The sequence below is a fragment of the Streptomyces chlorus genome, assembly GCF_042655885.1.
GTDB classification, from domain to species: domain Bacteria; phylum Actinomycetota; class Actinomycetes; order Streptomycetales; family Streptomycetaceae; genus Streptomyces; species Streptomyces chlorus.
Genome location: NZ_JBHSOA010000018.1, coordinates 165,564 through 189,539, shown reverse-complemented (window position 1 = coordinate 189,539; position 23,976 = coordinate 165,564). Strand labels below are relative to the sequence as shown.

Below are 23,976 nucleotides of genomic sequence, written 5' to 3'. Positions count from 1 at the left end.
GTTCGGAGGGTCTGCGGCCGATGCCGCACTCTCAGCGCTGTGGCGCTCCCCTGTCGGAAAATGAACGTGTGGTTATCCGGTATGCAGTTGTTGCTCCTGTGCCGGCCAGACTACCTCTCGCTCGCGGCGAGCTGACCGCAGGCCCCGTCGATCTCCTGCCCCCGGGTGTCCCGGACGGTCACCGGCACCCCGTGCGCGGCGATCGCGTCCACGAACGCCTTCTGGTCCTCGGGCCGCGAGGCGGTCCACTTGGAGCCGGGCGTCGGGTTGAGCGGGATGAGGTTGACGTGCACGGGCCTGCCCTTGAGCAGCCGCCCGAGCCGGTCACCGCGCCACGCCTGGTCGTTGATGTCCCTGATCAGCGCGTACTCGATGGACAGCCGCCGCCCGGACCTGGCCGCGTACTCGAACCCGGAGTCCAGGACCTCGCGCACCTTCCACCGCGTGTTCACGGGGACGAGGGTGTCGCGCAGTTCGTCGTCGGGCGCGTGCAGGGAGATGGCGAGGCGGCACTTGAAGCCCTCGTCGGAGAACCGGTTGATCGCCGGCACGAGCCCGACCGTCGACACGGTGATCCCGCGCTGGGACAACCCGAGGCCGTCCGGCTCGGGGTCGGTCAGGCGGCGGATGGCGCCCACGACCCGGTTGTAGTTGGCGAGCGGCTCGCCCATTCCCATGAAGACGATGTTGCTCAGCCGCGCCGGTCCGCCGGGAACCTCCCCGTCCCGCAGCGACCGCATCCCGTCCACGATCTGGTGCACGATCTCCGCGGTGGACAGGTTCCGGTCGAGACCGGCCTGCCCGGTCGCACAGAACGGGCAGTTCATGCCACAGCCCGCCTGCGAGCTGATGCACATCGTCACCCGGTCCGGGTACCGCATGAGCACCGACTCGACGAGGGTCCCGTCGAACATCTTCCACAGCGTCTTGCGGGTGGTGCCCTGGTCGGTGGACATATGCCGGACCACCGTCATCAGCTCGGGAAGCAGCGCCTCCCGCAGCTTGGCCCGGGACCCGGCGGGAATGTCGGTCCACTGCTCCGGATCGTGCGCGTACCGCGCGAAGTAGTGCTGCGAGAGCTGCTTGGCACGGAACGGCTTCTCACCGGTCGCCGCGACCGCTTCCTTGCGCTCGGCGGGCGTGAGGTCGGCAAGGTGCCGCGGCGGCTTCTTGGAACCGCGCGGCGCGACAAAGGTCAGTTCTCCGGGCTTAGGCATGGCCCTACCAGTGTCGCAGATCCACACGGGTGCCCCGAGCGGCTCAGAACAGGCCGGCGATGGCGACGAAGAACCCGGTGACGTAGGCCTTGGTGCGGTGCCAGGGGCCGCAGTAGCGGCGCGGCCTGCGGCGGCCCTTCTGGTCGAGGAGCGCATCGCACCATTGACAGGGCAGGTCACCGTAGTACCCGCCGTCGTCCCCCCGCCTCGCCCGCGCCATGGAGCGACCTTACCCACCGGGACAGCGGTCGGGCCCCCGTCCGACAGTGGGACGGGGGCCCGGTCCGGCCACGTGGGCAGGGGTCAGCCGGAGCCGACGAACAGGACCAGCAGCAGCCACACCACCGGAGCCGTCGGCAGCAGGGAGTCCAGGCGGTCCATGATGCCGCCGTGACCGGGCAGCAGGGTGCCCATGTCCTTGATGCCGAGGTCCCGCTTGATCATGGACTCGCCCAGGTCGCCGAGGGTGGCGCTGACCGAGACCGCGAGTCCGAGCAGCAGCCCCTGCCACCAGGTGCCGTCGTCGATCAGGAACTGCATGCACAGCGCGCCCGCCACCATGGCGAAGGCGACCGCGCCCAGCAAGCCCTCGCGGGTCTTGCCGGGACTGATGCGCGGGGCGAGCTTGTGCGTGCCGAAGCGCCAGCCGACGGCGTACGCACCGGTGTCGGCGACGACCGTGATCACTATGAACGTCAGCACCCGCCAGGGCCCGTCGTCCGCGGCCAGCATCATCGACACGAAGGTCGCCAGGAACGGCACGTAGAACGCGGCGAAGACCCCCGCCGTGACGTCCCTGAGGTAGTTCTCGGGCGGCCTGGCCATCCGCCAGACCAGCACCGCCAGCGCGGTGAACGCCATCGCGATCCACGCGCCGTCACTGCCCCAGGCGTATCCGGAGACGATCATGGCCGTACCGCCGACCGCGAGCGGCACGAACGGCGCCTTGATGCCCTTGCGCTCCTCCAGCCGCTTGGTCAGCTCCCGCAGGCCCACCACTATGGCGACGGCGACGACGCCGACGAAGACGGCCTTGACGACGAACAGCGACACGGCGACCAGCGCGCAGAGCCCGACACCGACCCCTATCGCGGCACGCAGATCACGCCCCGCGCTCTTCTTCTGCGGCGGGGGCACCGGCTGCGGGACGTCGGACATGGACTCCGGATTCTGCGGCATCTCCCCGGGACGGGGACGCGCCCGTGTCGGCTCGTCTCGGACCAGGGGGCCGCTCGGCCGAGCAGCCGCCTGGTCCCTCTCCTGACCACCGCCGTGTTCGGGTGCGCCGGACACGACCGGCATGGGACGAGTCTGCTGCGCGTGGTGCGCGTCGTACGGGGGACCCGCCGGGACAGCTACCTGGTCGGGCCCCTGGTCGGGCGGCCCCCAGTACCCGGCCTGCGGGGGCGCCCCCCAGGAAGATTCGTTCATCAGACCTCGAGCAGTTCCGCTTCCTTGTGCTTCAGGAGCTCGTCCACCTGGGCGACATACTTCGCGGTGGTGTCGTCGAGCTCCTTCTCCGCACGGCGGCCCTCGTCCTCGCCGACCTCGCCATCCTTGATCATCTTGTCGATGCCGTCCTTGGCCTTGCGGCGCACGGCGCGGATGGAGACCTTGGCGTCCTCGCCCTTGGCCTTGGCGACCTTGATGAAGTCGCGACGGCGCTCCTCGGTCAGCTCCGGGAACACCACGCGGATGATGTTGCCGTCGTTGCTCGGGTTGACGCCCAGGTCGGAGTCGCGGATGGCCTGCTCGATGTTGCGCAGTGCGCTCTTGTCGAACGGCGTCACCACGGCCATGCGCGGCTCGGGCACGGAGAACGAGGCCAGCTGGTTGATCGGGGTCAGCGCGCCGTAGTAGTCGGCCACGATCTTGTTGAACATCGCCGGGTGCGCACGACCGGTGCGGATCGCGGCGAAGTCCTCCTTGGCGACCACGACGGCCTTCTCCATTTTCTCCTCGGCCTCGAGGAGGGTCTCTTCGATCACCACTTGCTCCTGCGTGTCTTGAGTAGGCCCGGCCGCGGTTCCCTGTCGGGGCGGCGGCCGGCTGCGTCGCGTCTTGTTCCTGCACGGTTCCCGACCAGTGGGACATTGTCCATCCCCCGGTCCGGTCCGTCCCATCCGTCCCCCGGGGGTGTCGCCCCTCGGACGGGTGCTTGTGGTCCGGTCACTTCCGGTCCGCCGGGTCACCCACCAGTGTGCCGATCTTCTCACCCTTGACGGCGCGCGCGATATTGCCCTCCGTCAGCAGTTCGAAGACGACGATGGGGAGCTTGTTGTCGCGGCACAGGGTGACGGCCGTGGCGTCGGCGACCTTCAGATCACGCGTGATGACCTCGCCGTACCCGAGGTGGTCGAACTTCACCGCGTCGGGGTTGGTCTTCGGGTCGGAGTCGTAGACCCCGTCCACTCCGTTCTTGCCCATCAGCAGGGCCTCGGCGTCGATCTCCAGGGCGCGCTGGGCGGCGGTGGTGTCGGTGGAGAAGTACGGCATGCCCATGCCGGCGCCGAAGATGACCACGCGGCCCTTCTCCAGGTGCCGTACGGCCCGCAGCGGGATGTAGGGCTCCGCGACCTGGCCCATGGTGATGGCGGTCTGGACCCTGGAGTCCACGCCCTCCTTCTCCAGGAAGTCCTGGAGCGCGAGGCAGTTCATCACGGTGCCGAGCATGCCCATGTAGTCCGAGCGGGCCCGGTCCATGCCGCGCTGCTGCAGTTCGGCACCGCGGAAGAAGTTGCCGCCGCCGATGACGATGGCGATCTCGGCGCCGTCACGGACGACCGCCGCGATCTCGCGTGCGACGGCGTGCACCACGTCGGGATCGACGCCCAGGCCTCCGCCACCGGAGAAGGCCTCTCCGGACAGCTTCAGCAGAAACCGTCCGTGCACTGTGCCGCCGTCGCTCTTCTCAGCCTTGGTCATCGGGGATCCCGCCTCTTTCACCTGTTGCACATACGAAGGAGGCCACTGCCGGTGGGGTGTGGTACGCATCCCATGCGGCAATGGCCTCCTCGTCAGATCTGCTGTCGTCCGGCACGCGCGCGTGCGTGACGGCGTGTCCGAACGACTGCTGACGACCCTATAGGGGTCGCACGCCCGTCGCGGTACGACTCAGATGCCGACCTTGATGCGCGCGAAGCGCTTCAGGGTGACACCGGCCTCGTCCAGAACCTTCTGGACGGACTTCTTGTTGTCCAGCGCATAGGGCTGGCCCAGCAGCGTGGCTTCCTTGAAGAAGCCGCCCAGGCGCCCCTCGACGATCTTCGGCAGGGCGGCCTCGGGCTTGCCCTCCGCGCGGGTGGTCTCCTCGGCGACGCGGCGCTCGGTCTCGACGACCTCGGCCGGCACGTCCTCCTTGGAGAGGTACTTCGGCGCGAACGCGGCGATGTGCTGGGCGACGCCCTTGGCGACCTCGGCGTTCGGCTTGTCGAGCTCGACGAGAACACCGATCTGCGGGGGCAGGTCGGGCATCGTGCGGTGCATGTACGCCGACACGTAGCCGTCGGTGTACTGGGCGAAGCGGTCCAGGACGATCTTCTCGCCCAGGTTGGCGTTGGCCTCGTCGACGTACGCCTGGACGGTCTTGCCGGCCTCGATCTCGGAGGCGAGCAGGGCCTCGATGTCGGCCGGGGAGGTCGCGGCGACGTGCTCGGCGATGGCGTTGGCCACGGCCTGGAACTTCTCGCCCTTGGCGACGAAGTCCGTCTCGCACTTCAGCTCGACGAGGACGCCGGAGGAGTTGTCGTCGGCGATGATCGAGACCACGGCGCCGTTCTCGGCGGAGCGGCCCTCGCGCTTGGCGACGCCCTTCTGGCCCTTGATACGGAGCGCCTCGACGGCCTTCTCGACGTTGCCCTCGGCCTCGTCCAGCGCCTTCTTGCAGTCCATCATGCCGGCGCCGGTGAGCTCCCGGAGCTTCTTGACGTCGGCGGCGGTGTAGTTCGCCATGAGTCTGTGAATCTTTCTCGAAGTCTGGAGAATCGGAGATCTGCGGGGTCTGCGGTCCACAGTGAGCTGTCCCAGCTGGGGAACCGTGACGCGCCGCGCGCCTACGGGTGAACGGCGGGAGCGGTGGGGGAACCTCCCATGCCCTTCAGGCAATGGGGGATCATGTCACTCGCTCCCGCCGTCATCAGCACTGACGGGCAGTTCAGGCCTGGTCGGCCTCGGCGGCCGGGGCGGCGTCGGCCGCGGGGGCCTCCTCGACCGGCTTCTCGGCCTCGGCCTCGGCGGCGGCCGGGGCGTCGGCGGCGGGGGCCTCGGCCTCGGGAGCCTCGGCGGCGGGGGCCTCGGCCTCGGGAGCCTCGGCGGGCTTCTCGGCCTCGGCGGCGGCCGGGGTCTCGTCGGCCTTCTTCTCACCCTCGAGCAGGTCGCGCTCCCACGCGGCGAGAGGCTCGCCGGCGGCCTTCTCGCCCTTGCCCTCGGTGGCGACACCGGAGCGGGAGATGAGGCCCTCGGCGACCGCGTCGGCGATCACGCGGGTGAGCAGGGTGACGGAGCGGATCGCGTCGTCGTTGCCCGGGATCTTGTAGTCGACCTCGTCGGGGTCGCAGTTGGTGTCGAGGATGGCGACGACCGGGATGTTGAGCTTCCGGGCCTCGCCGACCGCGATGTGCTCCTTCTTGGTGTCCACGATCCAGACGGCGCTGGGCACCTTCTGCATCTCGCGGATACCGCCGAGGGTCTTCTCCAGCTTGACCTTCTCGCGGGAGAGGACCAGCAGCTCCTTCTTGGTGAGGCCGGAGGCGGCCACGTCCTCGAAGTCGATCTGCTCGAGCTCCTTGAGGCGCTGCAGACGCTTGTAGACGGTCGAGAAGTTGGTGAGCATGCCGCCCAGCCAGCGCTGGTTGACGTAAGGCATGCCGACGCGGGTGGCCTGCTCCGCGATGGCCTCCTGCGCCTGCTTCTTCGTACCGACGAACATGACCGTGCCGCCGTGGGCGACGGTCTCCTTGACGAACTCGTAGGCGCGGTCGATGTACGACAGCGACTGGAGCAGGTCGATGATGTAGATGCCGTTGCGCTCCGTGAAGATGAAGCGCTTCATCTTCGGGTTCCAACGACGGGTCTGGTGACCGAAGTGGACGCCGCTCTCCAGCAGCTCCCGCATCGTGACGACGGCCATGGCCGCATCTCCTTGATTTTCTCGGTTGTGCCGCGGGAACCGGCGGCTCCCGCGCCTGACGCCCACGACGCGCCGTTGCCACGAAGGACCGAGGGGCGCTGACACCGGGAGCGGCCGTGACCAGTCCTGATGTCGGGGCGTGCGAAGTCGACCCGGTGACCCGAGTCGCCACCAGAAGTGTACGGGACCCGCGGGGTACTGGGTGACGCCGTTGTCCACAACCGGGTGGTGGTCCACAGGTCCGGGCCGTGATCACGGATTCCGGGGAGGCTCTCCGGCATGCGAGTGAGCCGATTTCCGAGGGCATGGGCACGCCTGATCGTCCTGCTGATCCTGACACCGACGACCCTGCTGTCGCCGCCGCCGTCACTGCCGGCAGCACTGCCGCCGCTGCTCACGGCCGGCGCCGGGAACCCGGCTGGGGCTGGGGACGCGGCTGGGGCCCCCGGTGCCGGGGCTGGGGCCCCCGCCCCCGGTGCCGGGGCGCCGGACGTCGATGCCGGAGTACCGGCCGTCGGACGGGTCTGGCCCGTGGGGGTACGGCCCCGGGTGCTGCGGGGCTGGGAACCACCGGAGACCGTGTACGGGCGCGGGCACCGGGGAGTGGACCTGGCGGCGGCGCCGGGGACGCCGGTGCGGGCGGTGGCGGCGGGCCGGGTCTCCTTCGCCGCGCAGGTGGCCGGGCGGGGCGTCGTCTCGGTGGAGCTGTCGGGCACGGGGACGCCGCCGCTGCGTACGACCTACGAGCCGGTCGTCCCGTCGGTGGAGAAAGGGGCCGAGGTGGCACCGGGCGAGGTGATCGGCGCAGTGGCGGCGGCGGACCCTGCGAGAAGCCCTCACTGCGCGGCCCCCTGCCTTCACTGGGGCCTGCTCAGAGCGGACGTCTATCTCGACCCGCTCGCCCTGCTCCCGCCCTGGCTCCTGCGCAACGGCCCGCCGAGGCTCCTCCCGGTCCTCGGCCTGCCGGTACCCGAGTGACCGGCCGGGCGGGTGACGGGAGAGGCCGGGGCGGCGAGGCGGCGGCCGTCAGGGCTGGACGCCGCGCAGGGTCATGGCGACCGCTGCCTCCGTGATCGTCTCCGGGTGTTCGGCGGCGCCGAGTTCGATGCGGCGCACCGCCGCGTCGACCACACCCTGGAGCAGCATCGCCGCGAGCCGGGGCTGGTCGTGACCCAGTTCGCCCAGGGCCTCGACGATCATCGCGATGAGGCCGCCGTGTGCCGCGCGGATCTTCTCCCGGGCACCCGCGTCGAGTTCACTCGCGGAGATCGCCACCACGGCCCGGTGACGCCGGTCCCCGACCAGTTCCAACTGCTTGCGGACGTACGCCTCGATCTTGGCCTCGGCTCCGTCGGCCGCGGCCATCGCCGTCTCCACCTCGGCCGCCCAGACCGGGAAGTCGACCTCGCACAGTTCCTCGACGACAGCCGCCCGGGACCGGAAGTACTCGTAGACGGACGAGCGCGCCAGGCCCGTGCGCTCGGCGAGGGCGGGGAAGGTCAGCGCCTCCGTACCGCCCTCGGACAGCAGGGAGCGTGCCGCGTCCAGCAGGGCGGCGCGTTGCATCGACCGGTGCTCGGCCACGGAGGCCGCTCGAATCCTTGGCACGCCACCACTTTACGGACGCGCCGCGCGAGGCGGGAGTCCCCCGGACGAAACCGCAGGTCGGACGGTCATATCTCACCGACGGGCCCGGCGTCCGGCTCGGACGGCAGGTCGAGCCGGCCGGCTCAGCCCCGGAAGCTCGCCAGCTTCGCCCTGAGCTGGAGCACGGACTTGGTGTGGATCTGGCTGACCCTGCTCTCGGTGACCCCCAGCACATGGCCGATCTCGGCCAGGGTGAGCCCCTCGTAGTAGTACAGCGTGACCACGGTCTTCTCCCGTTCCGGGAGCGTGTTGATCGCCCGCGCCAGGAACCGTCGCAGTTCCCGGTCCTCGGCCACTTCCACCGGGTTGTCGGCGGCGGTGTCCTCCAGGGTGTCCATCAGGCTGAGCCGGTCGCCGCCGTCGCCCCCGGCGTGCAGCAGCTCCTCCAGGGCGACGACGTTGGCGAGCGACAACTGGCTGAAAACCGCGTGCAGCTCGTCCACGGCAATGCCCATCTCGCCGGCGACCTCGCTCTCCGTCGGCGTACGCCTGAGCCGTGCCTCCAGCGTCGCGTACGCCCGCTCGACCTTGCGCGCCTTCTGCCTCACCGAGCGCGGAATCCAGTCCAGGGCCCGCAGTTCGTCGATCATCGCGCCCCTGATGCGGGTGATCGCGTAGGTCTCGAACTTGATCTCCCGGTCGACATCGAACTTCTCGATCGCGTCGATCAGCCCGAACACCCCGGAGGAGACGAAGTCCGCCTGGTCGACATTGGGCGGCAGCCCCACGCTGACCCGGCCCGCGACGTACTTCACCAACGGCGAGTAATGCAGGATCAGCTGCTCCCGCAGCCGCTCGTCGCCCGTCGCCTTGTACGACCGCCACAGTTCGTCGAGCGTCGAGGGAGCGGGCGGCCGCACGCTGCCACCGTCGCGGGCGGCTGGGTGGATCGCCGCCCGGTCGGACCCGGAGGTGTGCTGGGGCATTCGTCGCCTTGTGCCGTTCTGCAGTGGACTGGTGCTGCCTGGGTGAGCTGTCTGTCTGATGCCGAGCTGCCTGTCTGCGCTGCCCGTCCGTATCGCCTGCGGTATCGCCTGCCGGGCGCCCTTCCGTGCCGTCGTTCCGTGCCGGGACGCTTGTGAGCGTAGCGTGACTAAGGGGTCGCGGTGTGCGAGGAAGTGGGGTCGGGTCGGGTGCGAGGGCGTCCCGCACGTCACCCCACCGGGTGAACCACGTCGCTCTGTGTGATCACCTGGGTGCTCCAACTGACGTATTTTCCAAGGGATGTAGCCGTTCCCCCGGACGGCCGAACACCCTCCGTCAGGGCACGCCGGAACCATCGTCGGCCGGGATCACCGCCTGGCGTGTCAACTTCCAACCGTCGCCGTGTCGTTCGACGTAACCAAGCGCTCGCAGTTCGTACAGCCTCGCGATCGCGTCGTCCCGGGTGGTCCGTGCGCCGCGCGCGATTCCGTCGGCGAGGGCCGCGCCGCGCGCGGGCAGCGCCTCGAGGACCTGGCGGGCGGTGGGGTGCAGCAGGTCCCGGGGCAGCACCGGCCCACATCGTTCCGGGGCCAGTTCGCCCATGTCCCCGACCAGTTCGACGATCTCCGCGGCATCGGTGACCAGTACCGCCCCCTGCCTCAGCAGTTCGTGCACCCCGGCCGAGCGTCCGCTGGTGGCCGGCCCCGGTACTCCCATCGTGTGACGTCCGAGGTGCCCGGCCGCCCTGGCGGTCACCAGGGAGCCGCTGCGGTGCGCGGCCTCGACGACCACAGTGCCCCGGGTGAGTGCGGCGATGACCCGGTTTCGGAGAATGAACCTGCTCGGAGTCGGGTGATCGCCGGGCGGCAACTCGCCGATGACCAGACCTTGTTCCGCGATCCTGGTGATGAGTCCGGTGTGTCCGCGCGGGTAGGGCCGGTCGACGCCGCAGGCGAGTACGGCGACGGTGGCACCGCCCGAGCCGAGCGCGCCGCGATGAGCGGCGCCGTCGACCCCGTAGGCGCCGCCGGAGACCACGACCCAGCCGCGCTCGGCGAGCTCGGCGGCGAGGGTGGCCGCCATGTGGGCGCCGTACTCGGTGCAGGCGCGGGCGCCGACGACGGCGACCGAGCGCAGCGCCCACATCCGCAAATCGGCGGGGCCGCGCACCCACAGCCCGAGGGGCCGGCCGTCCCCCAGGTCGTCGAGCTGCCGGGGCCACTCGGCCGTCCCGGGGTACACGAACCGCACCCCGGCGCCCCGCGCGACAGCGAGATCCCGGCCGGGGCCCGCCCGCTCGGCCCGTGCCAGCAGCCCGGCCCAGCGCCGGCCGCTCGCCCCCGGCAACGGCTCGCCCCCTGCCCGCAGCCGTGCCGCCACCTCCCGCGCGCCCAGCTCCCGTACCCACCGCCCAGCGGTCTCGTCTCCTGGTTCGACGACGCGCGTGAGAAAGATCCGGGCAAGGAGTTCGCCGTCCACGGGCCCGGTGGCGGACTCGGCGGCGGACTCGGCGGCGCCGCTCATGTCAGTGCCCCGATCGCCATGGGCACCCCGCGCGGGACGCCGGTGCGCAGGTGCAGTGCGAGGGCGACGTCCCTGGCGTCGGGCCGGTCGCGGCCGACCAGGTCGGCGACCGTCCACGCGACCCGCAGCACCCGGTCGAGTCCGCGCGCGCTGAGCACGCCTCGCTCCAGGCTCCGCTCGGCGTCGTCCATCGCGCCGGGTGCCGCGTGCCAGCGGTTGCGCAGCTCCCGCCCGGGGATGTCGCTGTTGATGCGCCACGGGGTGCCCGCGAGCCGCCTCGCCGCACGTTCCCGGGCCGCGCGCACCCGGTCGGCGACCGTGGCGGTGGACTCGCCACAGGCTCCGTCGGCGGTCAGTTCGGCGCGGGTGACGCGTTCGGCCTCGACCCGCAGGTCGACCCGGTCGAGCAGCGGGCCGGACAGCCGGGACTGGTAACGGCGGATCGACGAGGGCGGGCACTCGCACAGGGTGTCCTTCGGCGAGAAGCGGCCGCAGGGACAGGGGTTGGCGGCGAGCACCATGAGGAACCTCGCTGGGAAGCGCACCACGCCCGAGCTGCGTGCGATGACGACGTGCCCGGCCTCCAGCGGCTGGCGCAGGGCATCCAGGGCGTGGCTGCCGAACTCGGGGGTCTCGTCCAGAAAGAGCACACCCCGGTGCGCGAGCGACACGGCTCCGGGGCGGGCCATACCGGGGCCGCCGCCGACGAGCGCCTGCATGGTGGCCGAGTGGTGCGGGGCACAGTAGGGGGCGGTGTCGATCAAGGGCTTGTCCGGGGGCAGCAGGCCGGCCACCGAGTGCACGGCGGTGACCTCCAGGGAATCCTGCCGGTCGAGCGGGGGCAGGAGCGAGGGCAGCCGCTCCGCGAGCATGGTCTTGCCCGCTCCTGGCGGCCCCTCGAGGAAAAGGTGGTGTCCGCCGGCCGCCGCCACCTCCACCCCGGTCCGCGCCGGGAGTTGACCGACGACGTCCGCGAGGTCGTGGCCGGTGTCGTACTGTGCCGCGCCGGTGCTGTGCATGCCGGTGGCCGCGCCGGTGCCGGGCATCCGCAGTCCGGCGAGGAGCGGATCGGGCCGCCCCTGGTGGGCTGGTTCCTCCTCTGGCACCGGCTCGTCGGTGAGGAAGGCGATCAGCTGGCGCAGGCTGCGGACGCCCAGCACAGACACGCCCGGCACCAGCGAGGCCTCGGCGGCGGCGCACTCGGGCACCACGACCTGCTCGTACCCGGCGTCGGCCGCCGCGACGACCGCGGGCAGCGTGCCCCGGACCGGCCGCACCCTGCCGTCCAGTCCCAGCTCGCCGATCATCACGAGGTCGGCGAGCACCCGCGGGTCGATCCGCTCTGCGGCGCCCAGGACGGCGCTGGCGACGGCGAGGTCGAAACCGCTGCCGGCCTTCGGCACCGACGCCGGGCTGAGGCCCACGGTGAGTTTCTTCTGCGGCCATTCCGCCCCGGAGTTGACGACCGCTGCCCTGACCCGGTCGCGGCTCTCCGTCAGGCTCTTGTCCGGCAGCCCCACCAGTGTGAACGCCGCCACTCCCGGTTCCAGGTCGGCCTGGACCTCCACGACCACGCCCTCGACGCCGACCAGCGCCACCGAGCACGTACGGGCGAACCCCATCTCAGGCCACCCCCCGGACATGCTCCACCTGGGGCGCGCCACGCTTCGGCAGCAGGACGCCGACCAGGTCGATGCGGACGCCGCCGGGCGGTGCTCCCCCGTGCTCCTGGAGCCAGCGTTGCGCCAGGCCCCGCAGGCGATCCGTCTTGGCGGGGGTGACCGCCTCCATGGGGTGCTGGAAGGACGTGGCCCTGCGGGTCTTCACCTCGCAGACGACGAGGACGTCGCCGTCCCTGGCCACGATGTCGATCTCGCCGGTCCTGCCGCAGCGCCAGTTGCGCTCCAGGACCGTCATTCCGGCTTGCGCCAGCCGCCGCGCGGCCAGCGCCTCGCCGTACCTGCCGAGTGCGCTGCGTGCCTGCTGTTGTGGGTTCATGTCGGCACCACCTCCGGCGCCAACCGTCACGCAGCCGGCCATCCGGAGTGGATCTTGGTGGAAAACCCGGCGGTTGTGGAAAACTCCGTCATCCGCCGGGGTGCATCATGTCCCCGCCGGGAACCTCAGGTCACCCGCCCGGGAGCTCCAGGTCGCTCTTGTTGAGCTCCTCGATGTTCACGTCCTTGAATGTCAGGACGCGCACCTGCTTCACGAACCTGGCCGGCCGGTACATGTCCCAGACCCAGGCATCCGCCATGGACACCTCGAAGAACACCTCGCCCTGGACCGAGTGCACCTGCATCTCGTAGTCGTTGGTCAGATAGAAGCGGCGCTCGGTCTCGATCACGTATTTGAACAGACCGACGACGTCGCGGTACTCCCGGTAGAGCTTCAGCTCCATCTCGGTCTCGTACTTCTCGAGGTCCTCGGCGCTCATGGCATGTTCCCCTTCACCTGTGCGATCCCACCATTGTGCGCCAGTCCCGGGGGCCGCCGTCCCCGAACCGGGCCGACCCGCCGGACGCCGCCGGACGGCCCCCGGGGCCTGCGGCTAGACGATCTCGGTGTCCAGGGTCACGGGTCCGGCCGGGGGACCCTCGTCGAGCAGGGTGCGCAGCAGCTCGGCGAGTCTCGTCGGGTACACCGTCTCATGGGCCCGAGCCAGTTCCGGGCATGTCCACCAGCGTGCTCCGGTGACACTGCGCCGCTCCAGCTCGGTCAGCGCCGTGGCCCCGGTGGCCGTCCTGGTGGTGCGGGCGAGGTAGTACCACTCGTCCTGGTCCCAGCGGCGGCCCGCGAACGGGAAGGAGCACGTCCGCCGCCACAGCACGGGTCCCAGCTCCACCTCCGTGATGCCGGTCTCCTCCGCGAGCTCCCGCAGCGCCGCCTGTTCACGGGTCTCGTCACCCTCCACGCCGCCGCCGGGTGTGAACCACCAGTCGTCGGCGGGGTCGTCCGGCTCATGGCCGTGCAGCAGCAGGATGCGACCCCTCGGGTCCAGCAGGACGACGCGGGCGACCCTGCGCAGCCCGCCCTCGCTCTGGCCCTGGCCCTGGCTCTGGCCCTCGTAGGAATCGCCGGTGGCGTGGGCCGTCTCAGCGGGCACTGCCCACCCTCGCTCCCGCGTCCGCACTACGGGCCCGGGAGGCGCCGGCCCGCTGGGCGAGCGGACCGTACGCGGCCCCGCCGAGAATGAGCACGGCACCGCCGATGACCACGGCGACGACCGTCGGCAGCGGCCCCGGCGCGGAGAGTTCGCCGAGCTTCTCGAAGCCTGTCGGGGCCTTCAGCATGCCGTCCATGGGCCAGACCACCGCGTCGACCCGGGCCTCGACCGCCTCGCGGGAGACGGTGCCGTTCGCGGTGTCGGTGAGATGGGAGGTCGAGTCCAGTGAGCCGCTTCGCTCGTCACCGAGCAGGAACAGGCGGCCCTTCGGCACGGTCACTTCCGGGAAGGCGCCCAGCCCGGTCGCCTCGTCCTCGGAGAGATACGGCTCGTCGATCTCCGTACCGTTGACCTTCAGCTTGCCGTCCTGTCCGGTGGAGACGGTGTCCCCGCCGACGGCGACCACCCGTTTGACGACCGGTACGTTTGCCCAGTTGTCGTCCTTGAAGACCACGACGTCGCCGCGACGGACGTCGCCGCCCTCGACGCGCTGGGCCAGCACCCGGTCACCGGGACCGATCGTCGGCGCCATCGAGGGGGTGGGCACGGTGTACGGCAGGTACACCAGCGCTCCCCAGACGAACCCGCCAAGGAACAGCACCAGGCCCAGCGCCACGGTCAGTGAGGACAGTCGCTGCCCGGTCCGACTGCCCGCCGGGCCCCGGCCCGCACCGCCGCCCCGCGAAGCCGTACGTGTCGTGCTCTGGCCAGTCATGGGCGGCACCCTACCCGGCAGTACCGGACCGGGTCAGCCCCTCCTTCGGGCAATCACCTCGCGGCCGCCCGCCGCGCTCAGGCCTTGGGCCCGTCCTCGCGCCGACGGTCCCACCTGCGCCGCCACAGCACCAGCGGCACCGCACCTACGAGCGCGATTCCCTGGGGTGCCACCGTCAGCGCCGCGGATGCCGATGCCTGCGTACCCAGCGCCGGCTGGTCGAAGGTGTCCGGGACCTCGAGCATGTCCCAGCGGCCGACCGGCCAGGCGATGACGACGGCACGGCCGACGACGTCGCTCACCGGGACCATGCCGTTGTTCTTGTCGGCCCGGTTGTAGCGGGAGTCCCGGGAGTTCTGCCGGTGGTCGCCCATGACCCAGAGCTTGCCCTCGGGGACCTCGACCTTGAACTGGCCGCCCTGGTCGTCCTGGCTGCACGGGGTGTTGCCCGGGTAGACGTAGTCCGCCTCGTTCAGGGCGACGCCGTTGACCGTCAGCGGGCCGGTGCCCTTGCACTCGACGACGTCGCCGCCGACCCCGATGACCCGCTTGATCAGGTCCTTCTCCTCCGCGGACGGCATCAGACCGATCCAGCTGAGGACCTTCTGCAGCGGGTTCGCGTCGGGCGTGGGCTCGCCCGCCAGCCATTTGTCCGGGTCGTGGAAGACCACGACCTCGCCGCGCTCGGGCTCGGAGCCGAACCAGGGGGTGAGCTTGTCGACCAGGACACGGTCACCCTGCTGCAGGGTGTTCTGCATCGAGTCCGACGGGATGGAGAACGCCTGCAGCAGAAACGTCTTGATCAGCAGCGCCAGGACCAGCGCGATACCGACCAGGATGGGCAGCTCCTTCCAGAAGGAGCGTGGTTTCTTCTGCTCGCGGGGCGGCTCGTCCGGCCCTCGGCCGCCGCTCTCCGACCGGTCGTCCGCCACTCTTCCCTCTCCTGCCGCCGGGAAGTCACTCCCGAAGGTCACGGCGCCGTCCTCGACCGGGACGAAGGGCTCCGCGGGACGCCCGCGGTACTCCTCGCCGTCGGCTCCGGACCGTGCGCCAACCGCCACATCCCCCACGCCAGCTCCTCACTCCGTGCCACCGCCTGCCCCATACGCGGCGCAGGCCCACCACTCCCATAACGAGCGGGAGTTCCGCAGGGCTCGGGAGCTGAATCATTCCGTTCGAATCATCCGGGGCAACCCTATGCGACAGCTGGGCGGCAGCGGTCGACCCTGGCGTCGAGTCCGACACGGACGCGTAAGCCGTCGGTTCGTCCAGCATGTTCCAGTGACCGAACGGCCAGGCGATGACCATGGCCCGGCCCACCACCTCCTCCTCGGAGACGGTGCCGCCGTAGTCGGTGTCCTGGTGGGCACGGGAGTCGGCGGAGTTGGACCGGTGATCGCCCATCACCCACAGGCGCCCCTGGGGCACGGTGACGTCGAACGGCGTCGTGGACGGGGCGTTCCCCGGGAAGAGGTAGTCACCCTCCTCCAGGGGCACCCCGTTGACGGTGACCCGTCCCTGCGTGTCGCAGCACTGGACCTGGTCGCCACCGACCCCCACGACCCGCTTGATGAGGTCCTTCTCGTTCTCCGAAGGCAGCAGGCCGATGAAGGTGAGTCCGGCCTTGACCTGCTTGATGCCGACCGGGTCCTCCTCCTGGGGGGTGGGCTGCTCGTCCCGCAGCCAGCCGCCGGGGTCCTTGAACACGACGACGTCCCCACGCTGCGGCTTGGAGCCGAACCACGGGGTCAGCTTGTCCACCAGGACACGGTCACCGACCTGGATCGTCTGCTCCATGGAGCCGGACGGGATGACGAAGGCCTGGACGAGGAACGTCTTCAGTACCAGCGCTATCAGGACGGCAACCCCGATGAGCAGCGGTATCTCCTTGACCGCGCCGTGCCGACGGCGCCGCTTGACCTTCCGCTGAAGCTTGCGCCGGTCGGCCCGGCTGCGTCCGCTCGACGCGCTCACCGCGCGGCGCGCGCCGGTGGGCAGCAGGTTGTCCGCGGCGCTCGCCGGGACGCCGCGGGGTTTGCCGCGGTTACCCATGGGGCCCCTCCCCCGGGTGCGCCGCGTTCGCCCGGTCGGTCGGCACCGGAGCCGGCACGCGCGCGTAGGCGTCGGGGCGGTGCAGCCGGGTGGCGCGGCCGAAGGGCGAGACGATCCAGTCGGCTCGGCCGATCACCCTGCTCACCGGGATCATGCCGCCGCCGGGCGAACCGAGATGGTCACGGGAGTCGCTGGAGGAGCCGCGGTGGTCGCCGAGGACGAACAGGCGCTTCTCGGGGACGACGACGTCGAAGGGCACCGTGGAGGCGCTCTCGCCGGGGAACAGGAAACCCGACTCGTCGACCGACCGGCCGTTCACCCGGATCCTCCCGTCCTTGTCGCAGCAGACCACGTGGTCCCCGCCCACACCGACAACGCGCTTGATGTAGTCGGCGTCCCCGAAATACCCGGTGCCGTCGAACACAACCATGTCGCCGCGCTGCGGACCGGCACCAAAACGGTATGCCAACTTGAGTACGAGAACACGGTCCCCGGCCCTCAACGCGGGCTCCATCGATCCGCTGGGGATCTGGAACGGCCGGACCACGAAGGTACTGAGCGCCAGCAGGAGCAGCAGCACGAGGAGCAGGGCCGCGGTGACCCGCCCCCCGGGGAGCCATCCCGCGAGGTGCCCTGCCAACGCGGAACGCGACCGTCCCTCCGGGCCCGGGGCCCCCGAGGTGTCCTCGGGTCCGGCCGGGTGGGGGGAGCGGTCGCGCTCCGTCGACTGTGCTTCGGTGTCCATCGAGGCCAGATGTTATCCGGCCTCGGGAAGCGCTCAGTTCTCGCGCTTCTCCTTGATCTTCGCCGCCTTGCCGCGCAGCTCACGCAGGTAGTACAGCTTGGCACGGCGGACGTCGCCCTTGGTGACGAGCTCGATCTTCTCGACGATCGGGGTGTGCACCGGGAAGGTGCGCTCGACGCCGACGGAGAAGGAGACCTTGCGGACCGTGAAGGTCTCGCGCACGCCGGCACCCTGGCGGCGGACCACCACGCCCTTGAACTGCTGCACACGGGAGCGGCTGCCCTCGATGACGCGCACGTGGACGTTGACGGTGTCACCGGGACGGAAGTTCGGGAGGTCGCTGCGCAGCGACGCGGAGTCGACGGAGTCGAGCAGGTGAGACATTTCGTCTGCTTTCTTCGTTGATGCCGCAGGTCATCAACGGCAATAGGGGTTCGGATCGGGGTGTGCGGTTCGGGGCGGACGTCGTGTCCCCCTGCGGCAGGGGCGCACGCCGGACGACGCACAACAGCGGCCTATTCTTCCACGGCACCGGTCCTGCGCCAAAATCGGCCGTACGGCTCCCCGGCCGGGTCCGGCTCCCAGCCCAGGATGGAGAGCATCTCGCGGTCCTTCTTGTCGAAGGCCTTGGGCTCACAGCGCTCGATGAGGTCGGGCCGGTTGGCCGTGGTGCGCCTCAGCGCCTCGTCGCGCCGCCAGCGGGCGATCTTCCCATGGTGGCCGCTGAGCAGCACCTCGGGAATTCCCCGGCCGCGCCAGAGGGGCGGCTTGGTGTGGACGGGGCCTTCCAGGAGGCCGGCCATGGCGCCCGGGGCGAAGGAGTCGTCCCGGTGGGACTCGGCGTTGCCCAGGACACCGGGCAGCAGCCGGGCCACGGCCTCGGTGACGACGAGGACGGCCGCCTCGCCGCCGGCCAGGACGTAGTCGCCGATGGATACCTCGTACACCGGCATGCGGGTCGCGTACTCGTCGACGACGCGCCGGTCGATGCCCTCGTAGCGGGCCGGGGTGAAGATCAGCCAGGGGCGCTCGGAGAGGTGGACGGCGAGTTCCTGGGTGAAGGGGCGGCCGCTGGGGGTGGGGACGATCAGGGCGGGCACGTGCGCGCCGGCCTCGTAGCCGTCCGCCAGGATCTCGTCGAGCGCCTCGCCCCACGGCTCGGTCTTCATGACCATGCCGGGGCCGCCGCCGTACGGGGTGTCGTCGACGGTGTTGTGCCGGTCGTGGGTCCAGGAGCGGAGGTCGTGCACCTGGACGTTCAGCTGTCCACGCGCGCGTGCCTTGCCGACGAGGGAGACGTTCAGCGGTTCGAGGTACTCGGGGAAGATGGTGACGACGTCGAGCCGCATCACACCTCGTCCCGTGAGGCAGCGGTCTCGTCCGGCGCGACAGCGGTCTCGTCCCGCGATGAGGCGCCGTGTCCATCAGCGACTTCGTCGCGGGCGGACCGGTCGTCGATGAGGCCCGGCGGCGGGTCGATGACCGCGCGTTGTTCCTCGAGGTCGATCTCGGTGACGATCTGCTCCACGAACGGCACGAGCACCTCGCTGCCGTCGGGGCGCTCCACCACGAAGAGGTCCTGCGTCGGCAGGTGGGCGATCTCGGTGATCCGGCCCACCGGCTGCCCGTCCCGGGTGACGATGTCGAGGTCGATCAGCTGGTGGTCGTAGTACTCGTCCTCGCCCTCGGGTTGCTCGTCCGGGTCGATCTCGGCGATGAGGAGGGTGTTGCGCAGCGCCTCGGCGCCGGTGCGGTCGCGGACGCCCTCGAAGCGCAGCAGGAGGCGGCCGCTGTGCACCCGGCCGGTCTCGATGGTGAGCGGTCCGGCGGAGGCGGGATCGGTGGCCAGGACGGCACCGGGCCCGAGCCTCAGCTCCGGCTCGTCGGTGCGGACCTCCACGGTGACCTCGCCCTTGATGCCGTGGGCACGGCCGATGCGAGCGACTACCAGCTGCACTGTGCTTGATCTCCTGTCGTACGACGACGGGCCGGGGACGGCCCGGAGGCCCTCCCCGGCCCGAGCCGGTTGCGCTGAGCGTCAGCGGACGTGGTCCACGTCGACGAGGTCGACACGGACACCGCGGCCGCCGATGGCGCCCACGACGGTGCGCAGGGCGCGTGCGGTGCGGCCGTTGCGGCCGATCACCTTGCCGAGGTCGTCCGGGTGGACCCGGACCTCGAGCACACGCCCGCGACGCAGGTCGCGCGAGGCGACCTGCACATCGTCAGGATTGTCGACGATGCCCTTCACGAGGTGCTCGAGAGCCTCCTCGAGCATGCTCAGGCCTCGGTCGACGCGGACTCGGCCGGGGCCTCGTCCTTCTTCTCAGTCTTCTTCTTCTGGGTGATGGCCTCACCCTTGCCCTCGTCCTCGCCGCCAAGCGCCTCGAACAACGGGCGGCCGGCCTTCTCGGCCTGCTGGAGCAGCGGAGCCGGGGCGGGCTCGCCCTTGTACTTCTGCCAGTCGCCGGTCTTCTTCAGGATGGCGAGCACGGGCTCGGTCGGCTGGGCGCCGACGCCGAGCCAGTACGCCACACGCTCACCGTCGACCTCGATCACCGACGGGTGATACGTCGGGTGGTACTTGCCGATCTCCTCGATGGCCCGGCCGTCACGGCGGGTACGGGAGTCGGCGACGACGATGCGGTAGTGAGGCGAACGGATCTTGCCCAGACGCTTCAGCTTGATCTTGACTGCCACGGGAGTGGGTTCTCCTGGATTTTGACGTGGTTGGGCACGCGAGACGGCCGCGTGGGGTTGCGGTACCCGAATGCCCGATGGACGCGTCAGCCGGAGGAGAGAGGGTTCCTGTGCGGCCGTCGAGTACAGCTAGCCATTCTGCCACACCCCGCGGGACGCCGGGGACCGCGGGTGCGGCAGGCCGCACCGGGGTACGCCTCGCCGGCACCCGGCGCGACGGAGACCGTGCCGGGTGCCGGGTGCCGGCGAGGCGGCACGACTGTCACGGATGCGCGGGCGTGGACGGCATCCGCGCGTCTGACGTGCGTCCGGCACCCACGAGATGCCGGATTGCTGTCAGCTCGCGGCCGCGGCCACCCCCTCGGGAATCCGGAACGGCTTGCCGCAGCCGCCGCAGACGATGGGGGCCTGCGCCAGGACCGACGGGACGACCCGCACATTGCGGCCGCAGTCGCAGACGGCCTTGACCCGCACACCACCGCCGGACGAGCCATGTCGCGCCGCCGGACCGCGGAAGCTGCGGGCGGTGTCGCCCGCGGTCGCGACGGAGTGTGCCTTCAGGGCGCGCTGAAGGCGCTCGGCTGTCGGACGGTAGCGGCGCTTCGCCTCCGGGGTGAGGGAGACCAGCGAGAAGCCGCTGCTGGGATGCGGCTCGTCGGGGTGGTCCAGGCCCAACTCCTCGGCGATCGCGAGGAATCTGCGGTTGTGGTAGCGGCCGGCTCGGGAAGTGTCGCGTACGCCGCGTGCGGCGGCGATGCCATGGACTGCCTCGTGCAGCAGTCGCTCGAAGGAGAGCTCGTGACCGCACGCGGACGACGACTCCCCGATCAGGGACTCGGGCGCGGCAAGATCGGGCAGCTCGGGGTGGTACCGCTGAATATCGGCCCACGCCTGCGCCAGTTCTGCGGCGAGTACAGGTGGTGTCTGTGTCGTGCTCACGTAATGACAACGAGCCGGGGTGCCTCTGTGTTCCGATTCCGGGGCATCCCAAATAATTTGCCCTTACCCGTCAGTATGCGCTCATGCGTCCCGCCGAGGGCGGGTGCGCTGATCTGCGGAGAAGCCTCACAGCTCACCTCAAGGTGGTGCGTAGGCTGACGTACACGGCCCCCCGGCCCGGCGTGTACGCGGTGTCCGCGCGCCGGTGCTCCCGTGACCCAAGAATGCGCAAGGGGCGTTTCGGCCGCTCTCGCGACGGAGCGACCCCGGACCGGCCCCGGCTCCGCGGGCGCGTGTCACGGTCACGACGTTACCCCGTCCGCCGCCGACACCCGGCATCGGCCCGTCCGCCGCCCCTGCCGCCTGTCCCGGACCCGTCCGTGATCACCGGTTTGTGGACCTTGGCCAGAACCATCCCGTCTCCCCCGGATTACCGGAATGTGAATTCTTGCCACTGGCACGAGCGACTCCCAAGCCACCGCCCCGCTCCACTGGACGCCGGGTCGAGGGCGGAGTTTCCTGGCATGACGGGGGTAGTGCGAGCGCGCCGCGCGGGGGCGAGGCGATGGGCGGCGCGGCAACTCTCGGCTGATTGGGGCGCTCACCTATGACACCTACGCTCGTGCGGCAGCACCTTCCTCGCACAGGCCACGGCCCTCGCGTGGACCGGCAGGCACGCGCGCGTGACTGGTCCGAGATACAGGAGAGGATGCTCGTGCCGCTCTACGAGGCCGTCTACGAGCGATTGGACGTGGGGTCCGGGACGCGGCTGCTCGGCCTCGACTGCGGTTCCGGACTCGCCCTGCTGATGGCGGCCTCCCTAGGCGCCGCGGTCACCGGTGTCGACACCTCGTCGGACCTGCTGGCCCTCGCGCGCGAGCGGCTGCTGCCCTCCGGACGGGACGCACACGCGCGTACGGACGCCCGGATCGTGGACGGCTCCCCCGGGGACATGGTCCGCCGGGGCACAGCGGACACGGCGGACACGACGACTTCCGGTACGGACACGGCCGACGGGGACAGCCCCGCGTACACCGTGGTGACCGCCTTCGAACCCATCGGATGCCTCACGGGGGACGCGGACGGGCTGAGCGAACAGCTCGCCGAGGCGGTTCCGCTCGCCGGCCACGGAGCGGCCGTGGTGCTCACCGGCTGGGGTCCGCCGGAGCGCTGCGCCACGGCGTCCGTGCTCCGGGTGACCACCAGGCAGGCGGAGCCGCTGCGCGGCACGGGAACCTGGCGCCCCGCGCACCGTGACGACCTGGAGGACGTCGCCCGGCGGGCGGGCCTCGGGCCGGACGGCTCGGGACGGGTGACCTGCCCCTTCGGATACGCCGACGTGGACAGCGCCGTACGGGGCCTGCTGTCGACGGGACTGTTCGACCCGGCGATCACGGCGACGGACCGGATCCAGGTGGACAAGGAAATCGCCGAGGCGCTGCATCCGTACGAACGGCGGGACGGGACGGTGTGGATGCCGAACGTCTTCCGGTATCTGATCGCCCGGACCCCCTGACACCGTCGAGGACACTGCGCACCTACGCCACGGGGGCACCTCTTGCCGAAGAGGTGCCCCCGTGACGTGGGAAGGGCCGCCGGCCCCAAAGCGATCAGCCCATGAACTTCTTGAACTCGTCCGGCAGCTCGAAGTCCTGGCTGCCCTGCTGCGGCAGCCCGAAGGCGTTGTCCCCCTCGACCGCGGCGGCGCGGCGCTGGACGGCCTCCTCCTCCTGCTGCTTGCGCTTCATGGGGTTGCCGGAGCGCTGCTTGCCCTTGGCCTGCTTCTGCTTCTTCTTCGTCCGGCCGGGACCGCCACCCATGCCCGGCATCCCGGGCATCCCCGGCATGCCGCCGCCCTGGGCCATGCGGGACATCATCTTGCGGGCCTCGAAGAAGCGCTCGACAAGGTTCTTCACCGCGCTGACCTCGACGCCGGAGCCCTTGGCGATACGGGCGCGGCGCGAGCCGTTGATGATCGTCGCGTCCTGGCGCTCGGCCGGGGTCATCGACTTGATGATCGCGGCCGTGCGGTCGACGTCCCGCTCGTCGAGGTTGTTGATCTGGTCCTTGATCTGTCCCATGCCGGGCAGCATGCCGAGCAGCTTCGAGATGCTGCCCATCTTCCTGACCTGCTCCATCTGAGCCAGGAAGTCGTCCAGGGTGAAGTCCTGGCCCTTCTTCGACGCCAGCTTGGAGGCCATCTTCTCGGCCTCGTCCTGGCTGAACGTCTTCTCCGCCTGCTCGATCAGGGTGAGCAGGTCACCCATGTCGAGGATGCGGGAGGCCATCCGGTCGGGGTGGAAGGCGTCGAACTCGTCGAGCTTCTCACCGTTCGACGCGAACATGATCGGCTTGCCGGTCACCGAGGCGATCGACAGGGCCGCACCACCGCGGGCGTCACCGTCGAGCTTGGAGAGCACCACGCCGTCGAAGCCGACGCCGTCGCGGAAGGCCTCGGCGGTGTTGACGGCGTCCTGGCCGATCATCGCGTCGACGACGAACAGGATCTCGTCGGGCGAGACCACGTCCCTGATGTCCGCGGCCTGCCGCATCATCTCCTGGTCGATGCCCAGGCGTCCGGCGGTGTCCACGATGACGATGTCGTGGACCTTGGACTTGGCGAACTCGATGGAGTCCTTGGCGACCTTGACCGGGTCGCCCACGCCGTTGCCCGGCTCGGGCGCGTAGACGGCGACGCCGGCGCGCTCGGCGACGACGCTGAGCTGGTTGACGGCGTTGGGGCGCTGGAGGTCACAGGCGACCAGGAGCGGCGAGTGGCCCTGCTCCTTGAGCCAGTGGCCGAGCTTGCCCGCGAGGGTGGTCTTACCCGCACCCTGCAGACCGGCCAGCATGATCACGGTCGGCGGCTGCTTGGCGAACCGCAGGCGACGGGTCTCGCCGCCGAGGATGGAGGTCAGTTCGTCATTGACGATCTTGACGAACTGTTGTGCGGGGTTGAGGGCCTTGGAGACCTCGGCGCTGAGCGCCCGCTCCTTGACGCTCTTGATGAACGCCCGGACGACGGGCAGGGCCACGTCCGCTTCGAGGAGGGCGATACGGATCTCGCGGGCCGTGGCGTCGATGTCCGCCTCGGACAACCTGCCTTTGCCGCGGAGGTTTTTGAAAGTCGCGCTGAGGCGGTCGGAGAGGGTATCGAACACGGTGGCGTCGGTCCTCGAGGTCGGGGGCGGAACTGGGCTGCCCTCCAGGGTATCCGGC

General features: G+C 70.6%; 27 protein-coding genes. 2 read left to right on the top strand and 25 right to left on the bottom strand.

The features are described 5' to 3' along the window. Positions 1-110 precede the first annotated feature (110 nt). The 7 genes from rlmN to rpsB all read right to left on the bottom strand — a co-directional run bounded on the left by rlmN (position 111) and on the right by rpsB (position 6,345). The gene (gene rlmN / locus ACFPZI_RS10680) at positions 111-1,217 is read right to left on the bottom strand and encodes a dual-specificity RNA methyltransferase RlmN (protein WP_381361352.1); all 1,107 of its coding nucleotides are present in this window, start codon (positions 1,215-1,217) and stop codon (positions 111-113) included. 43 nt (positions 1,218-1,260) lie between these two features. After that, entirely contained in the window at positions 1,261-1,437 is a 177-nt protein-coding gene (locus ACFPZI_RS10675) for a hypothetical protein (protein WP_381361349.1), read from the bottom strand. 83 nt (positions 1,438-1,520) lie between these two features. After that, on the bottom strand, positions 1,521-2,648 hold the full coding sequence (locus ACFPZI_RS10670; protein ID WP_381361347.1) for a phosphatidate cytidylyltransferase: 1,128 nt from the start codon (positions 2,646-2,648) through the stop codon (positions 1,521-1,523). Then, complete coding sequence (gene frr / locus ACFPZI_RS10665; protein WP_381361344.1) at positions 2,648-3,205, bottom strand: ribosome recycling factor; 558 nt, start codon at positions 3,203-3,205, stop codon at positions 2,648-2,650. Before frr ends, ACFPZI_RS10670 begins: the two co-directional genes overlap by 1 nt. A gap of 181 nt (positions 3,206-3,386) precedes the next feature. Next, a complete protein-coding gene (gene pyrH / locus ACFPZI_RS10660) occupies positions 3,387-4,142 on the bottom strand; it encodes a UMP kinase (RefSeq protein ID WP_381361341.1) in 756 nt (251 codons plus the stop codon). 189 nt (positions 4,143-4,331) lie between these two features. Next, entirely contained in the window at positions 4,332-5,168 is an 837-nt protein-coding gene (gene tsf, locus ACFPZI_RS10655; RefSeq protein WP_381361339.1) for a translation elongation factor Ts, read from the bottom strand. 202 nt (positions 5,169-5,370) lie between these two features. Then, positions 5,371-6,345 carry a 30S ribosomal protein S2 gene (gene rpsB / locus ACFPZI_RS10650; protein ID WP_381361336.1) on the bottom strand — a complete coding sequence of 325 codons (975 nt, stop codon included), beginning with the start codon at positions 6,343-6,345 and terminating at the stop codon, positions 5,371-5,373. Between the two features lie 279 nt (positions 6,346-6,624). Here rpsB and ACFPZI_RS10645 point away from each other — a divergent pair, with 279 nt between their 5' ends. Continuing rightward, complete coding sequence (locus ACFPZI_RS10645; RefSeq protein WP_381361334.1) at positions 6,625-7,323, top strand: peptidoglycan DD-metalloendopeptidase family protein; 699 nt, start codon at positions 6,625-6,627, stop codon at positions 7,321-7,323. Positions 7,324-7,371: 48 nt separating this feature from the next. On the opposite strand, the gene ACFPZI_RS10640 is transcribed toward ACFPZI_RS10645, so the two are convergent. The 17 genes from ACFPZI_RS10640 to ACFPZI_RS10560 form a co-directional block, all read right to left on the bottom strand. Beyond that, a complete protein-coding gene (locus ACFPZI_RS10640) occupies positions 7,372-7,929 on the bottom strand; it encodes a TetR/AcrR family transcriptional regulator (RefSeq protein WP_381361474.1) in 558 nt (185 codons plus the stop codon). Between the two features lie 146 nt (positions 7,930-8,075). After that, positions 8,076-8,918: an RNA polymerase sigma factor WhiG gene (gene whiG / locus ACFPZI_RS10635; protein WP_381361332.1), complete on the bottom strand. Its 843-nt coding sequence runs from the start codon at positions 8,916-8,918 to the stop codon at positions 8,076-8,078. A 334-nt stretch (positions 8,919-9,252) separates the two neighbouring features. Continuing rightward, complete coding sequence (dprA, locus tag ACFPZI_RS10630) at positions 9,253-10,440, bottom strand: DNA-processing protein DprA (protein WP_381361329.1); 1,188 nt, start codon at positions 10,438-10,440, stop codon at positions 9,253-9,255. Beyond that, on the bottom strand, positions 10,437-12,062 hold the full coding sequence (locus ACFPZI_RS10625; protein ID WP_381361326.1) for a YifB family Mg chelatase-like AAA ATPase: 1,626 nt from the start codon (positions 12,060-12,062) through the stop codon (positions 10,437-10,439). Before ACFPZI_RS10625 ends, dprA begins: the two co-directional genes overlap by 4 nt. A 1-nt stretch (position 12,063) precedes the next feature. After that, the gene (locus ACFPZI_RS10620; protein WP_381361323.1) at positions 12,064-12,468 is read right to left on the bottom strand and encodes a YraN family protein; all 405 of its coding nucleotides are present in this window, start codon (positions 12,466-12,468) and stop codon (positions 12,064-12,066) included. Between the two features lie 100 nt (positions 12,469-12,568). After that, positions 12,569-12,877 (bottom strand): DUF2469 domain-containing protein, encoded by a 309-nt coding sequence (locus ACFPZI_RS10615; protein ID WP_003965949.1) that lies wholly within the window; start codon positions 12,875-12,877, stop codon positions 12,569-12,571. Positions 12,878-12,991: 114 nt separating this feature from the next. Beyond that, entirely contained in the window at positions 12,992-13,546 is a 555-nt protein-coding gene (locus ACFPZI_RS10610; RefSeq protein ID WP_381361318.1) for an NUDIX hydrolase, read from the bottom strand. After that, positions 13,536-14,321, bottom strand: a complete 786-nt coding sequence (gene lepB, locus ACFPZI_RS10605; protein WP_381361315.1) for a signal peptidase I — start codon at positions 14,319-14,321, stop codon at positions 13,536-13,538. The genes ACFPZI_RS10610 and lepB (ACFPZI_RS10605) overlap by 11 nt, the downstream gene beginning before the upstream one ends. Before the next feature lie 77 nt (positions 14,322-14,398). Continuing rightward, on the bottom strand, positions 14,399-15,391 hold the full coding sequence (gene lepB, locus ACFPZI_RS10600) for a signal peptidase I (protein WP_381361312.1): 993 nt from the start codon (positions 15,389-15,391) through the stop codon (positions 14,399-14,401). Next, the gene (gene lepB / locus ACFPZI_RS10595) at positions 15,279-16,373 is read right to left on the bottom strand and encodes a signal peptidase I (protein ID WP_381361309.1); all 1,095 of its coding nucleotides are present in this window, start codon (positions 16,371-16,373) and stop codon (positions 15,279-15,281) included. Before lepB (ACFPZI_RS10595) ends, lepB (ACFPZI_RS10600) begins: the two co-directional genes overlap by 113 nt. Further along, entirely contained in the window at positions 16,366-17,118 is a 753-nt protein-coding gene (gene lepB, locus ACFPZI_RS10590; RefSeq protein WP_381361306.1) for a signal peptidase I, read from the bottom strand. The genes lepB (ACFPZI_RS10595) and lepB (ACFPZI_RS10590) overlap by 8 nt, the downstream gene beginning before the upstream one ends. A 33-nt stretch (positions 17,119-17,151) precedes the next feature. Beyond that, positions 17,152-17,502: a 50S ribosomal protein L19 gene (gene rplS / locus ACFPZI_RS10585; protein ID WP_381361304.1), complete on the bottom strand. Its 351-nt coding sequence runs from the start codon at positions 17,500-17,502 to the stop codon at positions 17,152-17,154. A gap of 131 nt (positions 17,503-17,633) precedes the next feature. Further along, positions 17,634-18,467 (bottom strand): tRNA (guanosine(37)-N1)-methyltransferase TrmD, encoded by an 834-nt coding sequence (gene trmD, locus ACFPZI_RS10580; protein ID WP_381361302.1) that lies wholly within the window; start codon positions 18,465-18,467, stop codon positions 17,634-17,636. After that, positions 18,467-19,075, bottom strand: coding sequence for a ribosome maturation factor RimM (gene rimM, locus ACFPZI_RS10575; RefSeq protein ID WP_381361299.1), 609 nt, complete (start codon positions 19,073-19,075; stop codon positions 18,467-18,469). Before rimM ends, trmD begins: the two co-directional genes overlap by 1 nt. A gap of 81 nt (positions 19,076-19,156) precedes the next feature. Continuing rightward, on the bottom strand, positions 19,157-19,396 hold the full coding sequence (locus ACFPZI_RS10570) for an RNA-binding protein (RefSeq protein ID WP_005479813.1): 240 nt from the start codon (positions 19,394-19,396) through the stop codon (positions 19,157-19,159). Between the two features lie 2 nt (positions 19,397-19,398). Further along, positions 19,399-19,818 (bottom strand): 30S ribosomal protein S16, encoded by a 420-nt coding sequence (gene rpsP, locus ACFPZI_RS10565; RefSeq protein WP_381361296.1) that lies wholly within the window; start codon positions 19,816-19,818, stop codon positions 19,399-19,401. 336 nt (positions 19,819-20,154) lie between these two features. Further along, positions 20,155-20,757: a hypothetical protein gene (locus ACFPZI_RS10560; protein ID WP_381361293.1), complete on the bottom strand. Its 603-nt coding sequence runs from the start codon at positions 20,755-20,757 to the stop codon at positions 20,155-20,157. Positions 20,758-21,364: 607 nt separating this feature from the next. Here ACFPZI_RS10560 and ACFPZI_RS10555 point away from each other — a divergent pair. Continuing rightward, positions 21,365-22,273, top strand: a complete 909-nt coding sequence (locus ACFPZI_RS10555; protein WP_381361290.1) for a class I SAM-dependent methyltransferase — start codon at positions 21,365-21,367, stop codon at positions 22,271-22,273. A 94-nt stretch (positions 22,274-22,367) separates the two neighbouring features. On the opposite strand, the gene ffh is transcribed toward ACFPZI_RS10555, so the two are convergent. Continuing rightward, complete coding sequence (gene ffh / locus ACFPZI_RS10550) at positions 22,368-23,918, bottom strand: signal recognition particle protein (protein WP_381361287.1); 1,551 nt, start codon at positions 23,916-23,918, stop codon at positions 22,368-22,370. Between the last annotated feature and the right edge of the window lie 58 nt (positions 23,919-23,976).

Bases quoted from the DNA above. Each gene is read 5' to 3' on its own strand.
- rlmN (WP_381361352.1), bottom strand. From the start codon at position 1,217: ATGCCTAAGCCCGGAGAACTGACCTTTGTCGCGCCGCGCGGTTCCAAG.
- ACFPZI_RS10675 (WP_381361349.1), bottom strand. From the start codon at position 1,437: ATGGCGCGGGCGAGGCGGGGGGACGACGGCGGGTACTACGGTGACCTG.
- ACFPZI_RS10670 (WP_381361347.1), bottom strand. From the start codon at position 2,648: ATGAACGAATCTTCCTGGGGGGCGCCCCCGCAGGCCGGGTACTGGGGG.
- pyrH (WP_381361341.1), bottom strand. From the start codon at position 4,142: ATGACCAAGGCTGAGAAGAGCGACGGCGGCACAGTGCACGGACGGTTT.
- tsf (WP_381361339.1), bottom strand. From the start codon at position 5,168: ATGGCGAACTACACCGCCGCCGACGTCAAGAAGCTCCGGGAGCTCACC.
- rpsB (WP_381361336.1), bottom strand. From the start codon at position 6,345: ATGGCCGTCGTCACGATGCGGGAGCTGCTGGAGAGCGGCGTCCACTTC.
- ACFPZI_RS10645 (WP_381361334.1), top strand. From the start codon at position 6,625: ATGCGAGTGAGCCGATTTCCGAGGGCATGGGCACGCCTGATCGTCCTG.
- whiG (WP_381361332.1), bottom strand. From the start codon at position 8,918: ATGCCCCAGCACACCTCCGGGTCCGACCGGGCGGCGATCCACCCAGCC.
- dprA (WP_381361329.1), bottom strand. From the start codon at position 10,440: ATGAGCGGCGCCGCCGAGTCCGCCGCCGAGTCCGCCACCGGGCCCGTG.
- ACFPZI_RS10625 (WP_381361326.1), bottom strand. From the start codon at position 12,062: ATGGGGTTCGCCCGTACGTGCTCGGTGGCGCTGGTCGGCGTCGAGGGC.
- ACFPZI_RS10615 (WP_003965949.1), bottom strand. From the start codon at position 12,877: ATGAGCGCCGAGGACCTCGAGAAGTACGAGACCGAGATGGAGCTGAAG.
- lepB (WP_381361315.1), bottom strand. From the start codon at position 14,321: ATGACTGGCCAGAGCACGACACGTACGGCTTCGCGGGGCGGCGGTGCG.
- lepB (WP_381361309.1), bottom strand. From the start codon at position 16,373: ATGGGTAACCGCGGCAAACCCCGCGGCGTCCCGGCGAGCGCCGCGGAC.
- lepB (WP_381361306.1), bottom strand. From the start codon at position 17,118: ATGGACACCGAAGCACAGTCGACGGAGCGCGACCGCTCCCCCCACCCG.
- rplS (WP_381361304.1), bottom strand. From the start codon at position 17,502: ATGTCTCACCTGCTCGACTCCGTCGACTCCGCGTCGCTGCGCAGCGAC.
- trmD (WP_381361302.1), bottom strand. From the start codon at position 18,467: ATGCGGCTCGACGTCGTCACCATCTTCCCCGAGTACCTCGAACCGCTG.
- ACFPZI_RS10570 (WP_005479813.1), bottom strand. From the start codon at position 19,396: ATGCTCGAGGAGGCTCTCGAGCACCTCGTGAAGGGCATCGTCGACAAT.
- ACFPZI_RS10555 (WP_381361290.1), top strand. From the start codon at position 21,365: ATGACACCTACGCTCGTGCGGCAGCACCTTCCTCGCACAGGCCACGGC.